The organism is Pleurocapsa sp. CCALA 161 (genome assembly GCF_003003995.1).
GTDB lineage: Bacteria > Cyanobacteriota > Cyanobacteriia > Cyanobacteriales > Xenococcaceae > Waterburya.
The window spans coordinates 1-14,425 of record NZ_PVWF01000114.1; the positions used below are offsets into that span (position 1 = coordinate 1).

Sequence of the window (14,425 nt, forward strand, 5' to 3'; positions counted from 1 at the left end):
ATCCAATACTGGTTAAAAGGGTTTCTATTTGAAAATAACCACTCTTACTCTGCTGTAATGCGAAAAGAGCAAAATAAGCTATTCTCAAGGCCATTATTTCACGATAAGGATCTAGTTTAAGAGCCTCGCCAGTTAAATATCCAAATTCGCACAAGTATTCATGTCCTGCAAATTTTTCAAACCAAGAGCCTGGACTGTAGGTAATTTCAATATCAATTATGTGGTCGTCACTATAAAGGCTTTTTTGAGAAATTTGTTCGATACTTGAAATATCCCAAAGATTAGACATTTTTAGCGAAAAAATACCTTTATGGCGAACTTTCCATTGTTTTACCCAAACTTCGAGTCGTTTGAGTAAGTAGGCTTGGTGAGCAATCTGAAGTAGTCTTTCATCTTTAGAAAAATAGCGAGTTGTTTTACAGTTATTTTTTCTCTCGTTTTTTGATATGTATTGTCTCTTTTTTTTATCCTCACCAAAGTCAGCTAAAAGTTTAGAAGCTGACACGGTAATTCCTTCTTTCCAAGCTTCGGGTTTACGAAAAGCGATCGCAGCTAGTGCATAATGTAGTTTTAGGGTTTGTTCGCCAAATTGATGGGCAATTACTTCTTTAGTTTGATATGCTACTTCGGCAAAGTCAGTCAGGTCAAATCTATCTCGAATTTGTAACTCGACTCGACCAGAGGTAAAATCTTTCCCTCCGTTTAATCTATTGGGTTTTAATTGCCAAAAATCCATCCCTATAACCCCTGCTGTGTAAACTGTGTCAGTTATTGCACTACTAGGACATTCTTTGTAAAATTTGTTTTGGCACAGTTGTGGTTCTGTAGGCGATCTTGCTTCTTTTCTATTGAGATAGAGTTCGGATTGACTCTTGATACTGGACTCATGAGAGTTGTTTTCGGTCTTGACTCTTTTATGGTTAATTTTAGCGTCAGAATGCCCCATTGTTACGCCAGATATAGAAGAGTTTAGGTTCAGCTAGAGCAAAGAGGTATGTTTTCCTTGTTCAGCATTTGTCCGAATAAAGCCACAAAAAAAGCGTAGCTATCTAAAAACATAGCTGAGAAATTAGCTTTTATTCTGTTTCTTTGTCTTTTTTGCAGATTAATTTAACTACCAAATTTGATTGTGGCGGAAAGTTCTGAGAAGAAAAATTCAGCCCACCGATTACGTCTTTGTTTCCTTGAGCAACAATAGTAAAAGCAAACAGTTATCGAGACGGAGTATTCGAGCTATTATTGATAGTTATTTGTCTGTCACCAACTTAAAGCATATTCCAGGTAGAACACTCTCTGCTCATAGCCTAAGACACACTGCTGGCACGCTAGCATTGAGGACTGGTTCGGACTTAAGACAGGTGCAAGATTTGTTGGGTCATGCCGATCCTAGAACTACTTCTATCTATGCTCATGTGGGCGATTGCCCTAAAGGACTAACTTCGTGTCGCGAAGCTAGCCGTCCTAAAGGATACCGCTTCGCATAAAGGCATCGCTGGGAAAACAACCCAGGCACTAATATAGAAAGTGAAGTAAACTACCTCAGCCTTAAGGTATGAGGCTTTTTGTATCCCTTAAATTGCTCGCTAGAGGAAGTTGAAAAATGAAAGTACTGCCTTGACCCAATTCGCTGCGAACACTTAACTTGCAGGAATGCGATCGCGCTATAGATTGGGCGATCGCCAACCCCAACCCCGAACCACCAGTGCTGCGAGAGCGATCGTCTTGGATGCGATAGAAGCGATCAAAAATCTTTTTTTGATGTTCTGGTGCAATACCAATACCCGTATCTTTAACTTGAATTAGAGCGTGAGAGGCATCGCGCTCTAAAATAACCGTAACTCGACCTTCTGAAGGCGTATATTGGATGGCATTGACGATTAAGTTATAAACTAAACGATATAATTGGTCGCAATCGCCACTTACATTTATAGATTTTTTCACCCTAAATTCAGAAGTCAGCGTTATTTGATTAGCGATTGCCAATGGTTCTAGTTCCTCTACTAAGTCATCAACCAAATCGTTTAAACAACAAAGTTGTTGGCGTAAAGGAATTGCTTTTCGATCCATCCGAGCTAACCATAGCAGATCGGCAACCAGTTGAATCAATCTTTTATTTTCTTGCTTGATCGTAGTTAAAATGTCTTTTGTTTCTTGTTTGTCTAGATCGACTAACAGTGATGATTCTACCGTTGCTTGCGTAGCTGCTAAAGGGGTTCTCAATTCGTGTGCGGCATCTGCTGTAAACTGTTCGATTTGTTGATAGGAGCGGTAAATCGGTTGCATTGCCAATCCAGCCAACCACCAGCTAGCAACAGCTACGAGAATTAATGAAATTGGTAATCCCAAGAGCAGAACTAACTTTACCCTACCGAGATAATCTTCAAAATCAGCAAGGCTGCGTCCAACTTGAAAATAGCCCCAATCTTCTCTAGTTTGAGTATGCAGCGAAAGAGAAATTTGGTGATAGATGTTGCCCGTGCCATCTTTAAAAGTTTGCCAAGGTTTTTTGTTTAACGCTTGAGGTAATCCTTCTGGATAATCTCCCGCAATAGCGATTAAGCGTCCTGACATATCGTACAAGCGAGCGTAGTAATTACCTCGATCAATAGCAGAAAGAATGTGACGTTGCGAGTTAAAACGCTCAGAAATACAGCTAGTTTCAACCAAGCAAAGATTGGGCAAAAGTTTTTTAATAATTGGTTCAATTTGTCCTGGCTGCTTTAATTTTAGCTCTAGACTATCGTGTAAAGTTCCCGCTACAGATTCTAATTCATTATCGAGGGCAACCCAATGAGCATGAGAGATCGCTTTGTAAACTCCCATTCCCAGCAGACTCAAAATCAATCCCATTACTCCTGCGTACCAGAGAGACAATGAAACGCGAGTTTTATTAAAGAGTTTATTTTGTCTCATCATTTGTCTAGGTTAAACCGATATCCTAAACCGCGTAGGGTTTCAATTGAATTGGAGCAAGAGACTACTTCTAACTTACGTCTGAGTAAGCGTACTTGAGCAGCAACGACATTGCTAAAAGATTCTGCATCCATTTCCCAAAGTTGATTGCGAATCTGCTCGCTAGTGACAATTTGATTCGGACGCTTCATGAAATACTCTAGTAATTGAAACTCCTTATTGGTTAACAAAACCTTTTCCTTATCGCCTTCTGGTGTCAGATGATAAACAGTCTGGCTGCCATAATCTAGGCTCAAGTTTCCTAATTCTAAGTGTTGAGGCTGAATTTGGGGCGATCGCCTCTGTAATGCTCGCAAACGTGCCAATAATTCTGCCATACCAAAAGGTTTGATTAGATAATCGTCTGCACCCGCATCTAATCCAGTCACCTTATCCTCCATGCGATCTCTGGCGGTGAGCATTAAGACTGGTAAGGGATTATTTTTAGCACGCAACTTTTTAAGCAATTCGATTCCTGACAAACCAGGCACTAACCAATCGAAAATAGCTAAGGTGTATTGTGTCCAATTACTTTCTAGATAACTCCAAGCGTCATCACCGTTTTTTACCCAATCGACAATGTATTTATGATGTTTGAGAGTGCGTTCGATCGCAGCACCTAAGTTTGGTTCGTCTTCAACGAGGAGAATTCTCATTTTATTAGGTTAAATTTAGCTATAAATCGTTAATTGCTCTTCTTAGCGAGGTCAAAGAGCGATTGTAGTTCAAAATTGCTTTGACTTTATTGCCAGCAGCGTTGGTCAATTCATTTTGTGCCGTGTTCACTTCTAGCTGAGTAGTTGCACCTCGACGATAGCCAAAGCTAATCAACTCCAGTGCTTCTTGTGCTTGTTCTAGGGCAGCAGTTGCCGTTTTAATATTCTTAGCATTCGCCATCAGATTTTTGTAAGCTTGTTCGATTTCCAAACGAATTTGGCTGCGGGTATCGGCAAAACGAGTTTCGGCAATTTTAACGTTCGCATCTTCCTGTTTTGCTGCTGCTGATGCCGTTCCACCATCAAGGAAATTCCAGGCGACTCTAGCTCCTGCTGCATAGCCATCTGCCCCTTTGTTACTTAGTTCGCTTAATGCTTGATAATTGGCAAACAAACTTACAGTTGGTCTAATTTCAGCTAAGGCTATTTGTCGCTGTTGAGAGCTAATATTGCGCTGTATCGACTGCTGTTTCAATTCTGCTCGATTTTGAAAAGCTAGAATAATACTTTCTTCTAAAGAGCGATTCCATTGACCTGCTGTTTGGACTGGCTCGGCAGCAGCAACATCAGTTGTTTCGGATAAACCTAAGATTCTGGTTAACTTATCGCTGGCAATATCCTGCTCGGTTTGAGCTTGAATTAAGTCTTGTTCAGCATTTTTTAACTGCACTGAAGCCCTAATTGTATCTAGTTTACTTCCCGTTCCTCCTCCTTCTAACAATTGGGCATCGCGCAGACCGATTCGAGCGTTTTCCACGGCTGCTCGGTTGATTTTTACTTGTTCGTCGGCTTCCTGCAAATCGTAATAGGCACTGGAAATATCTAGTCTAGTTTGTTGGCGAATTCTCGCTAATTCTAACTGCTCGAATTTTACTTGTTCCTGGGCGGCTTTAATTTGTGCCGATCGCTTGCCAAAAGTAAACAGGTTATAGTTAGCTTCTACAGTACCGCTCAAAAAAGTAGGCGAAGCAGATTCTGGCTCGAAAATTATGTCTCCAGGTCTTTCTTGGTCGCCAACCTGTCTGAGTTCTCCGTTTACTCCGAAAGTTGGCAGTAAAGCTGCTTGAGCTTGTTGTAGAGCCGAACGCGAGCGTTCTAAGGTTAAGGCAGCAATCTGTAAATCTCGATTATTTTGTGCTGCTAGCTCTAGTGCTTGTTTGAGACTAAGCGATCGCACTTGTTGAATTTTTACTTGATTAGGGGAAGTCGGAAGTTGTAGAGAATTATTCTTCTGCTGCTGTTTTTGTGAGTCCGCTTCAGAAGAAAGTTTACTTTGAGCCAAAACCGATTCTAATTGACTAAAACTAATTCCCACACCAACACCTATAACGATTAACTTTCGAGACAAAGACATAAACTTTTGAGCGACTATTAAATTGGAATTTTTTTTTAGTTAAGGAGAGTAATTAAGTGTTTAAGTTTCCCTCTAATTAGACAGATTGACACAGCCAGATGAAATCAAGATGAAATTTTCACAAAATTAGACCCCAACTACAAGTTAGAGTCTAAAAACAATAATCGATCAGGATAATTTACTTAACTTTTTTCATAAGTAAATTTTAATTTGATAAGTAAGTACGAACTTCAGCCGTTCCTAATGGAGTTTCTGCATTCAAACCAACTTTTTGGCTATATACTCGATACAGCCAATTTTCCTGAAAACCTGTAGTTCTAACACCGCGTAAATTAACTTTTAGAACCGTATCAGGAGCAACTGCTTGAGCAAAAGCGATAGTTGCTTTTCCACTATCAATAGAAGCTTGAGCATCAATTTTTTGACCAGTTTGATCTGTTACTTCAATATCTTTAGCAAGACTTACTTCTTCTGGTAAATAGATCGAAAGTTCGGAAATAGGGCTTTTTTGAACGTGAACTTTAAACTTATGAGTAGCGTTTTGGATGCGAGCATTACTGGGAATTGCTGCACTATCAAAAAGATGGTTAGCATCAGGGTAATCTGACTTTCCGCTTGCCCAAGCTGTAGCTGGTAAAGATATGGTAATTAAGGTAAATGCAACAGTAGAAATTAACTTTTTCATGATTTGTTCCTCAAATAATCAACTTTATTGGTTCTTATTTATTAGTTTGACAAAGCTAAATGAAATCAAAGTGAAATTTCAGTTTTTTGGTAATTTTTTAGCGTTGAAAATTACGAATTTGAGCAACACCAAGATCTAATTCTGTTTCGGTATCGGCAAGCTTTGTTTTGATTCGATAGCTCCAAGGGTTGCGATGAAGTCTCGAAAGAATTACTTTATTCATGTCAATTTCAATCTCATTTGTTGACTTAAGTGGTTCAGTAAAATTAATAATTACTGCATCATCACCAACATTAGAGTTAGTTGCTATTTCTTTCCCAGATCGCTCGTGTACTGTAATATCATTTTTGACAGTGACTCCTGGAGATAAAATAACTTTTACTTGAGAAACAGCAGAACTAGTTTCAGGAATTTGAATTCTAAAGGTATGTCTCACATTTGACCATCTAGTTTGAGGGGATTGAGTAGAGCTTACAAGATAAGGAACGGTTGTTGTCTCTCTGGTTGAATAGGCAAAAGCAGCAGAATTTAAAACTGTAAAGGATATAGTTAAGATCGCAGTAAAAATAAGTTGTTTTTTCATCTTGAGTCTGTAAGAAGTAATGATTTTTCACTTTAGATTCACCTTTTTTCATGAATCTTTAGATCTACTAAATTGACTGATGAAAATGAAACCAAGATGAAATTTAGATTTTTTACCTAAAGATTTAAAAAATAGTTGTTTTATCAAAAAGAAAAACCCGTTTTAATCTCATTGTTAAAAACGGGTTGGTTACAAAAGTGTAAAAAATATCAACTTAGCTATTAATTACACTATTAGTTTTAGATAAATATTAGCTTTTATAGAAAGTTAATTCAAAAAGTAACAATTATAACTCTGGCATTGCCATTGAATTATCTTGAGAGCCGACATTTTTAGCTAAGAAAATATCATTGCTGAAAACTAAAACGACCGTTTACGTTTTCTCCACTAGCATCTGCGGTTATTTTAACTTGATATTGACCAGTTGTCGTACCAGGAAATAAAACCGTGTAATGTTTTCCTTCAGCATCATAAGTGAGATTTAGACTTTGTTGTTTGCCATCAGGTGACTGAACTAGAGCCGTTACTTTCGCATTAGGAATAGCTTCGTGAGTATCACCTTTTTGTAAGTACAAGTCTAAGTGAGTTCCATTTGACTCTTTTTCAGGTACAAATTCTAAATGATAAGGACCTGATTCGACTACTTGTCCCTCAAGAGATTCACCACTATCATCTTTATTACTATTGACAATAATTGAAGTGTCAACTTGAGATAAAGAATTTGTAGAAGAGTTATTTAAATCTTTACCTTGAGCGACGTTACTATAGACTAATGAAATTCCGAAAATACTTAAACTAATTAAAATTAATCTAGATAATTTCAAGTTACTTCCTCCTTATTTAGAAAAATTAAATTTACAACAGATTCTACTTAGAATGACATTCCAAGATGAAATGAAGATGAAATTTTAGCAGAAGTTTTATCATTTGCGCGAAGATATATAATTGCTTTAGCGAAGCTTCTCCGTTAGAATAAAACCAAAATTTTTATATTTTAATTACCTCCGAAATTACCTTGCCATCTTCAACGACTGACATATTTGGCTTGGGTATCAAGAACTTGCCAAACTTAGCGTACAAGGCGGGTAATACTAACAACGTTAACGCAGTAGAAGTAACCAACCCTCCCAGCACCACAACAGCTAGAGGTTGCAAAATTTCTTTCCCCGCACCCGTGCCGATAACTAACGGAATCATTCCCAAAGCAGAAGTCAATGCCGTCATCAAAATAGCTACTAAACGTTCCATAGAACCCTCAAAAATGACCTGCCGTAAAGGCATTCCCCCTGCTAGTTTATTGTTATAGTTATCTACCAGCAGCAATCCGTTGCGTGTTGCCACTCCGAATAAAGTAATAAATCCCACCAACGAGGCTACAGAGATTATTCCCCCTCCTATGGCAATAGAAAATATGCCTCCTACCAGTGCCAGAGGTAGATTAATCATAATCATCATCATAGCTCCTACGGATTTTACAGCGAAATACATTAAAACGGCGATTACAACAAGTGCTAGTCCCCCATAGATTAATAAATTCTGACTTGCTCGTTGTTCCGATTCAAATTGACCGCCGTATTGAATAAAATAGCCTGTAGGCAACTGCACCGACTGACCTACACGCTCTTGAATTTCGGCTATGACTGAACCTAAGTCTCGACCCGATACATTGGCAGAAACAACGATTAAACGAGAGACATTTTCTCGATTAATTGTGTTGGGGCCCGTTCCATAATTAATGTTGGCAACTTGAGCGAGGGGAATTTTTTGACCTGTAGGTGTATCTATCAATAAATTACGGATTACGTCTAAGTTGTTGCGAGCCTCTTCGCGCAACCAAACCACCAAGTCAAACAGTTGCTGTTCTTGGAGAACTTGAGAGACGACTGTTCCATTGAGTGCTGTTTCCACCATCTCAGCTAGATTACCGACGCTTAATCCATAACGAGCAGCTGCTTCTCGGTTAAATTGAATTTGTATCTGCTTGATCGGAACTTGGGGTTCAAGTTGTAAATCTACCAGCCCCTCAATATCTTGTACAGCTTCTTCTACCTCAGAACCCAGACGGCGTAATTCTTTTAAATCAGGACCAAAAACTTTGATGGCGATCGCACTTCTGACTCCAGACAACACTTCATCCATGCGGTGGGAAATAAATCCGCCAATGTTAGGAGCGACTCCAGGGATTCTCGCAAATTCCTCTCGTAACTTGTCAATACTCCCTTCTCTATCTTTCAATCCCTCTTCGCTCAACTCCACATCCAAATGACCCAGGTTCACTCCGCCTGCATCAGCATCCCCTGAAGCGCGTCCAGCCCTTAACTGTACAGTTTTAAATCGTTTATCTTCTTTAAGGGCATCCTGCATTACTATTCCAGCCTGATTTGTCGCTTCCAAAGAACTTCCTGGATAAAGCAGCATCGTATTCACCAATGATGGTTCTTGAAATTCTGGCAAAAATACTCGTCCTAAACTTGGCAGAATTGCTAAAGAAGCAACCAAAGAAGCTCCTGCCACTACTAAAATAATGTTGGGGGAACGGGTGGCAAAATTAAGCAGAGGTCGATAAATTCGTTGCGATAAAGCACTAACCCAAGTATCATCCGATGGCAAAGGTCGCTTGGTTAGCAAAATCGCGCACAGTGCTGGAGATAGGGTCATTGCCACAAGGGTAGAAGCAAAAATCGATACTAAGTAAGCAACACCCATAGGTGTAAAAATACGACCTTCTACTCCCGTCAGGAAAAAAATCGGGGCAAAGACAACCGCAATAATGACTGTGGAAAAAATAACGCTGACTCGTACTTCTACTGAGGTGTCGTAAACCACTTGAAAAGGATGTACGGGATTTTCTGCTAACTGATTCTTTCGCAAACCCCGATAAGCATTTTCCATATCGACAATCGAGTCATCTACTACCGAACCAATTGCCACCGCTAAACCGCCTAAAGTCATGGTATTAATCCCCTGACCGAACCAGCTTAAAATCAGCATTCCAATCAGAACCGATAAAGGAATTGCGCTGAGGGTAATAATGGCAGTGCGCCAGTTCATCAAAAATAATAACAGGATAATCGAAACAATAATAATTCCGTCACGCAGAGAACCAGTAACGTTTTCGATTGCAAATTCAATAAAATTTTCCTGACGAAAAGTTTCCGTTACTGTTACATCTTTGGGTAGTCCAGCTTTGACCTCTTCCATCGCCATTTCAATCTCTTTAGTAACGGTGGGAGTATCGTATTGAGGTTGTTTATTAATCATCACAACAATAGCTGACTGACCATTTAAACTGCCATCCCCGCGCTTTAAAGCAGCTCCAATCTTCACGTCTGCTATATCTTTAAGTAACACGGGTGTGCCATTACGAGCGGTTATCGCAGAATTTACTAGTTGCTCGATTGACTCGATGCGCCCCATGCCACGAATAATAATTTCTTGGTCGGGATTAATCAAAAAACCGCCTGCTGCATTAACATTAGCTCCTCTAGCTGCTGTGGTTACTTCATCTAAGGAGATGTTAAAGGCTTTTAATTTGGCTGGATCGACCAATACTTGATATTGGCGCACATCCCCCCCATAGGCAATGACTTGAGAAATCCCTGGTATAGCTAGCAATCGATTAGTTACATCGCGGTCAATTAAGCGTCGCACTTCCATCAGTGGAGTCGTTTGGGCCGTAAAGGCGTACTGAACGACTGTACCAATCGGAGAAGAAATAGGGGAAATTTGCGGATTTTCAACGCCTTCTGGCAATTTTTGCACTATCTGTTGCAATCGCTCCGTTACCAACTGACGTGCTTGATAAATATTTGTCCCCCACTTGAAGATTACTTTGACCACGGAAATGCCCACCGCAGAGGAAGAACGCACTGTTTCTACGCCAGGCGTACCATTGACCGTACTTTCAATCGGCAGAGTAATTAGCGATTCAACCTCTTCAGGAGCGAGTCCTGGGGCTTCTGTTTGGATTTCTACCTGTGGCGGAGCAAAGTCAGGAAACACATCTAGTGGCATTTGGGTGAGATTATAAGCACCAAAGATAGTAACAACAATAGCTCCTATAACTACTAGCCAGCGTTGGATTATCGACCACTTGAGGATGGAGTTGAGCATAAAAAATAAAATTTACAACAGATTCTACTTAGAATGACACTCCAAGATGAAATGAAGATGAAATTCTAACCGAAGTTTTATCCTTTGCGTGAAAATACTTAACATTGTTATTTGAAATTCACTCTTGTTTCTGTACAAAGTCCTCTCAAAAACTTTACTCACGAAAAAAACTAACATCCAGTAGCTTTACAGTTATTAAGAGATTTAAATAATCTAATTTATTAAATTCAGATTAAAAAACAGCACGAAATTTCATTTTGATTTCATCTACGACTGAGACAATAGAAATCAAGTTAAAGTCAAATGTAATTCAAGTGATATGATGTTCATTAGAATAATTCAAACTAGCAAATTTTTATTTTTTGTAATTATTATAAATATCTTAAGTATTGATGTATTAGCAGCACAAAATATTACTAATAATCATAAAAATTTTTCATTAGAAAGTAATACAATCTTAGCAAAAAACCATTTGCCCCAAACAAATACTAAATTTACTCTCGAAAATTATTCAATTAGACATCAAGGAATTAACACTCTAGATATCAGTATTCAATATAGTTCTTTTTTAGAAAAAGCTAGTTTAATTTTTTATAAAAAAAGTATATCTAAACAAGTAGAATTTCTCCTGAAAAATTATCCTAATGAAACTGATTATTGGGAAATAGTCAACTACTATTTAACTCAGGAAATTATCCAACAAAATCCAAAATTATCTTCAGTAACTATTACTTTGGCAGTTTATCCCAATCAAGAATACTCTTATCATCGCTCAACCACTGTAACTCAAACTTACAGTGGTGAAAAAAAAGAATCTTGGCATTTTAATTTTCCTGTAAATTTTATACAAAAAAGTCAAGATTCGTTAATGCAAATTGATGTGTATTATACTTACAAAAATAATTTTTCTTCCATTAATTATCCCGACTTTATTCCGATTTATCAGCAAATTAAAAACTTTATCAGTACTCGTACTATTACTAAAGAAGAATCTTGGACAAATATAGAGCAGCAGTTAAAAACAACCTTACTTCAGCAAAATCCAATGTTTTCCTCTTTATCTATTAAACTAAAAAAGTTAAACTAAAAATTAGTAAAAACTAGGAGTATAGACTGTTCATGTTCAAAAAAATACTGTTTTTCCTGGGATTTTTCTCCTTAGTTGCGTCGCTCGTTGTTCTTAGTTCGCGTTTTGGCTATACTCAACCTCAACCATCAAATCTTTCGCCTTATGCAACGCAACTCGATAGTCCAATTCGCGGATTAACTACTCTTGAAGTCAACGATCTACTTAACGGACGAGGTGCGGGTTACGCACGTATGGCAGAATTGAATGGTTATCCAGGCCCTCGTCATATCCTCGATCTAAATCGGGAACTGAAGCTATCTTCTAATCAAATTCTCCAAATTGAGACTGTGTTTAAGCAAATGCAAACGGATGCTAAAGGAGTTGGACAACAAATTGTTAACCATGAAAAACAACTTAGTACTGCTTTTGCCAGTGATAAGATTAATGAAACCGAGATGCAAACAAATATAGAAGAGTTAGGCAAGCTGTATAGTCAGTTTCGTGCGATTCATTTGATGGCTCATCTTCAAATTAAGCCTCTGCTTAAGCCAGAACAAATTGATGACTATAATAAGCTTAGAGGTTACAGTAGTATTTCAGAACAGTCAAAACCAATTCATCAGCAACGTCATCACTAATTTTAGTTAGAAAATAATTTTCTAAAAAACGGGTTTGATTACTATCAAAATTTCCTCGATTGTTTCCTTGACTAATTTGCGAGGCAGTAATTTGAAAATTCACGGGGAGGCGATCTCTTGCTTTATTAATATTTTTGATTGCTTATTTACAAGCTTATCAATATTAATAAAAATCACATAACACGTCTAAATGAAATTGAGATGAAATGCTTGTATAGCAAAGGAATGAAATCTAGATTAAGTCATAAGTAAGATGAATCGCTCTTTTAATCTTATTAATCTAAAACAGACAACATGAAAACTGCATCATGTGTGTTTATTACTTTAACTAATAGGAGTTAAATCATGACAGCAACTCATCAATCCCAACTTGAAACTTGTATTCAAGCTTGTCTCGATTGCCTGCGCGATTGTGAAAATTGTGCCACCGCTTGTTTAGACAGCGATATGGTACAAATGATGGCTGAATGTATCAAACTATGTCGCGATTGCGCCGATACTTGCGCTCTGTGCGCTCGCTTTATGTCTCGTAATTCCGACCTTCACGCCCAATTGTGCGGTGTTTGTGCTGAAGCTTGCACGCGCTGTGCGGCTGAATGTGAAAAGCACGACCACGAACACTGTAAACGTTGTGCTGCATCTTGCCGTCGCTGTGCCGAATCTTGCCGTCAGATGGCAGCAGCAATGGCATAATCCTCGTTTTTATGTCTTTTAGCGAGTAAAAATAACTGAGTCGGAACGTCATGCTAATTACTTTGATATTGGCTTTATTCATTCTGGCGTTCCGACTTTATCCTCTTTGATTAACAAGCTACTTATAAATTATAAATAGGAGAAAAAATGGCTAAAGTTGGTTTATTTTTCGGTACTCAAACTAGTAACACTCAAACCGAAGCTGAGATAATCCAAAAAGAATTTGGTGGCGATAGTGTTGTAGATTTAATCGATATTTCTAGAGCAGAAGCAAGTGATTTTAACACATACGACTACATAATTATTGGTTGTCCTACCTGGAATGTTGGCGAACTGCAAGATGACTGGGATAACTATTACGAGGAGTTGGATAATATTGATTTCACTGGTAAAAAAGTGGCTTATTTTGGTGCAGGAGACCAGGTAGGCTATCCCGATACTTTTCAGGATGCAATAGGTATTTTAGAAGAGAAAATTTCAGAACTCGGTGGCGAAACTGTTGGTTATTGGTCTATGGAGGGTTATGAGTTTAGTGATTCTAAAGCCCTCCACGATGGCAAATTTATCGGTCTGGCCCTGGATGAAGACAATCAATCTGATTTAACCGAAAAACGAATCAAAACCTGGGTAGCTCAATTAAAGCAGGAATTTAGTGGCTAGAAAATCGAGGTTTTTTTATTTTGGCAATGTTGTCTATTTTAAACAACTTCGTTAATAAAAATTAGCAAATAAAACAATGAAAAAATTAGCAATTTATGCTCTTCTAATGTTGATAACAAACAGCGTACTCGATAGTGCCAAAGCAGAAGAGCAAAAGCTAACGCAAACTCCACCTTCAGAAAACACAAGTCCCATGGATCATAATATGGGAATGAATGCTGAAGTAGATAAAACATTTATTGAGATGATGATTCCCCATCATCGAGGAGCTATAGAAATGGCTCAGATGGCGTTAAACAAAGCCAAAAATCCTGAAATCAAAAAGTTGGCTGAATCAATCAATCGTCAAAGACCAAAATCGCGAAATCGAACAGATGCAAGCATGGTATAAACAGTGGTATGGAACTTCAGTTCCCGATCGCAATATGGGGCAGGGAATGATGATGTCTATGCAGAAGCGAGATATGATGAATGCAGATATGATAAATACACTGAAAAATGCATCAGATTTTGATCGAGAATTTTTGCGTCAAATGACACGTCACCATCAAACAGCGACAATGATGGCTGGAATGGTTGTTAATAGTGCAAAACGACCTGAAATTCGTCAACTAGCTCAAAATATTATTAAGAGTCAAAGTGAAGAAATTGCTCAGATGCAAAGGCTGCTAAATGTGGCCAGCAATCAATAATTTTTTCATCATACAAACATTAAACGAATCCAACTTGTGTAGCGATCTGTAGGCTAGACGGAGCCTATCGCTTTTATTTAACTGCTTGCTATCTGTTTGATAAAATCTGACTCAATAATTAAAGGACTTTCGGTAAACCCTCGATTCACAAAAGATTCCAAAGTATTAGCAGCTAAATTGGGCAAAGAGATACTAGTTGATATCTCTGTATAACCATCTGTATTTAATTGATAAAAAATAATCTTATTCTCTTTCCAAAACCATACTTCT

15 protein-coding genes and 1 pseudogene are annotated in these 14,425 nt (G+C 38.2%); 7 read left to right on the forward strand and 9 right to left on the reverse strand.

All coding sequences use genetic code 11. From position 1 onward, the window contains the following. Positions 1 to 946: transcriptional regulator (locus C7B62_RS20250; protein WP_106241440.1), on the reverse strand; the 946-nt coding region annotated here is incomplete at its 3' end. Positions 947 to 1,127: 181 nt separating this feature from the next. Between C7B62_RS20250 and C7B62_RS20255 the strand changes: the two genes are divergently transcribed. After that, positions 1,128 to 1,484, forward strand: coding sequence for a tyrosine-type recombinase/integrase (locus C7B62_RS20255; RefSeq protein WP_106241445.1), 357 nt, complete (start codon positions 1,128 to 1,130; stop codon positions 1,482 to 1,484). A 61-nt stretch (positions 1,485 to 1,545) separates the two neighbouring features. Here C7B62_RS20255 and rppB read toward each other — a convergent pair whose 3' ends face one another. The 7 genes from rppB to C7B62_RS20290 form a co-directional block, all read right to left on the reverse strand. Further along, positions 1,546 to 2,913 carry a two-component system sensor histidine kinase RppB gene (gene rppB, locus C7B62_RS20260; protein ID WP_106241449.1) on the reverse strand — a complete coding sequence of 456 codons (1,368 nt, stop codon included), beginning with the start codon at positions 2,911 to 2,913 and terminating at the stop codon, positions 1,546 to 1,548. Further along, positions 2,913 to 3,608, reverse strand: coding sequence for a two-component system response regulator RppA (gene rppA, locus C7B62_RS20265; protein WP_106241452.1), 696 nt, complete (start codon positions 3,606 to 3,608; stop codon positions 2,913 to 2,915). Before rppA ends, rppB begins: the two co-directional genes overlap by 1 nt. Before the next feature lie 19 nt (positions 3,609 to 3,627). After that, positions 3,628 to 5,022, reverse strand: coding sequence for a TolC family protein (locus C7B62_RS20270; protein WP_106241455.1), 1,395 nt, complete (start codon positions 5,020 to 5,022; stop codon positions 3,628 to 3,630). 205 nt (positions 5,023 to 5,227) lie between these two features. Continuing rightward, entirely contained in the window at positions 5,228 to 5,707 is a 480-nt protein-coding gene (locus tag C7B62_RS20275) for a DUF2808 domain-containing protein (RefSeq protein WP_106241458.1), read from the reverse strand. Positions 5,708 to 5,804: 97 nt separating this feature from the next. Continuing rightward, a complete protein-coding gene (locus tag C7B62_RS20280) occupies positions 5,805 to 6,290 on the reverse strand; it encodes a DUF2808 domain-containing protein (RefSeq protein ID WP_106241462.1) in 486 nt (161 codons plus the stop codon). 347 nt (positions 6,291 to 6,637) lie between these two features. Then, positions 6,638 to 7,114, reverse strand: a complete 477-nt coding sequence (locus C7B62_RS20285) for a hypothetical protein (protein WP_106241466.1) — start codon at positions 7,112 to 7,114, stop codon at positions 6,638 to 6,640. Positions 7,115 to 7,277: 163 nt separating this feature from the next. Then, positions 7,278 to 10,403 carry an efflux RND transporter permease subunit gene (locus tag C7B62_RS20290; RefSeq protein ID WP_106241469.1) on the reverse strand — a complete coding sequence of 1,042 codons (3,126 nt, stop codon included), beginning with the start codon at positions 10,401 to 10,403 and terminating at the stop codon, positions 7,278 to 7,280. A 319-nt stretch (positions 10,404 to 10,722) separates the two neighbouring features. Here C7B62_RS20290 and C7B62_RS20295 point away from each other — a divergent pair, with 319 nt between their 5' ends. The 6 genes from C7B62_RS20295 (at position 10,723) to C7B62_RS26295 (ending at position 14,155) form a co-directional block, all read left to right on the forward strand. After that, positions 10,723 to 11,490, forward strand: coding sequence for a hypothetical protein (locus C7B62_RS20295; protein ID WP_146132150.1), 768 nt, complete (start codon positions 10,723 to 10,725; stop codon positions 11,488 to 11,490). Between the two features lie 32 nt (positions 11,491 to 11,522). Continuing rightward, the gene (locus tag C7B62_RS20300) at positions 11,523 to 12,110 is read left to right on the forward strand and encodes a Spy/CpxP family protein refolding chaperone (RefSeq protein WP_106241476.1); all 588 of its coding nucleotides are present in this window, start codon (positions 11,523 to 11,525) and stop codon (positions 12,108 to 12,110) included. Positions 12,111 to 12,455: 345 nt separating this feature from the next. Next, the gene (locus C7B62_RS20305) at positions 12,456 to 12,803 is read left to right on the forward strand and encodes a four-helix bundle copper-binding protein (RefSeq protein WP_106241479.1); all 348 of its coding nucleotides are present in this window, start codon (positions 12,456 to 12,458) and stop codon (positions 12,801 to 12,803) included. A gap of 147 nt (positions 12,804 to 12,950) precedes the next feature. Further along, positions 12,951 to 13,463 (forward strand): flavodoxin FldA, encoded by a 513-nt coding sequence (gene fldA, locus C7B62_RS20310; RefSeq protein WP_106241482.1) that lies wholly within the window; start codon positions 12,951 to 12,953, stop codon positions 13,461 to 13,463. Between the two features lie 76 nt (positions 13,464 to 13,539). Further along, complete coding sequence (locus C7B62_RS26290; protein ID WP_199194297.1) at positions 13,540 to 13,854, forward strand: DUF305 domain-containing protein; 315 nt, start codon at positions 13,540 to 13,542, stop codon at positions 13,852 to 13,854. Next, positions 13,838 to 14,155 (forward strand): DUF305 domain-containing protein, encoded by a 318-nt coding sequence (locus tag C7B62_RS26295; RefSeq protein WP_199194298.1) that lies wholly within the window; start codon positions 13,838 to 13,840, stop codon positions 14,153 to 14,155. The genes C7B62_RS26290 and C7B62_RS26295 overlap by 17 nt, the downstream gene beginning before the upstream one ends. A 77-nt stretch (positions 14,156 to 14,232) precedes the next feature. Here C7B62_RS26295 and C7B62_RS26660 read toward each other — a convergent pair. Continuing rightward, a pseudogene (locus C7B62_RS26660) lies at positions 14,233 to 14,425 on the reverse strand (Uma2 family endonuclease); the annotation flags it as partial.

Excerpts from the sequence above, each read along its gene's own strand:
- C7B62_RS20290 (WP_106241469.1), bottom strand. The coding sequence starts at position 10,403 with ATGCTCAACTCCATCCTCAAGTGGTCGATAATCCAACGCTGGCTAGTA.
- C7B62_RS26295 (WP_199194298.1), top strand. The coding sequence starts at position 13,838 with ATGCAAGCATGGTATAAACAGTGGTATGGAACTTCAGTTCCCGATCGC.
- rppA (WP_106241452.1), bottom strand. The coding sequence starts at position 3,608 with ATGAGAATTCTCCTCGTTGAAGACGAACCAAACTTAGGTGCTGCGATC.
- C7B62_RS20295 (WP_146132150.1), top strand. The coding sequence starts at position 10,723 with ATGATGTTCATTAGAATAATTCAAACTAGCAAATTTTTATTTTTTGTA.
- C7B62_RS20305 (WP_106241479.1), top strand. The coding sequence starts at position 12,456 with ATGACAGCAACTCATCAATCCCAACTTGAAACTTGTATTCAAGCTTGT.
- C7B62_RS20300 (WP_106241476.1), top strand. The coding sequence starts at position 11,523 with ATGTTCAAAAAAATACTGTTTTTCCTGGGATTTTTCTCCTTAGTTGCG.
- C7B62_RS20275 (WP_106241458.1), bottom strand. The coding sequence starts at position 5,707 with ATGAAAAAGTTAATTTCTACTGTTGCATTTACCTTAATTACCATATCT.
- fldA (WP_106241482.1), top strand. The coding sequence starts at position 12,951 with ATGGCTAAAGTTGGTTTATTTTTCGGTACTCAAACTAGTAACACTCAA.
- C7B62_RS20280 (WP_106241462.1), bottom strand. The coding sequence starts at position 6,290 with ATGAAAAAACAACTTATTTTTACTGCGATCTTAACTATATCCTTTACA.
- rppB (WP_106241449.1), bottom strand. The coding sequence starts at position 2,913 with ATGAGACAAAATAAACTCTTTAATAAAACTCGCGTTTCATTGTCTCTC.
- C7B62_RS26290 (WP_199194297.1), top strand. The coding sequence starts at position 13,540 with ATGAAAAAATTAGCAATTTATGCTCTTCTAATGTTGATAACAAACAGC.
- C7B62_RS20270 (WP_106241455.1), bottom strand. The coding sequence starts at position 5,022 with ATGTCTTTGTCTCGAAAGTTAATCGTTATAGGTGTTGGTGTGGGAATT.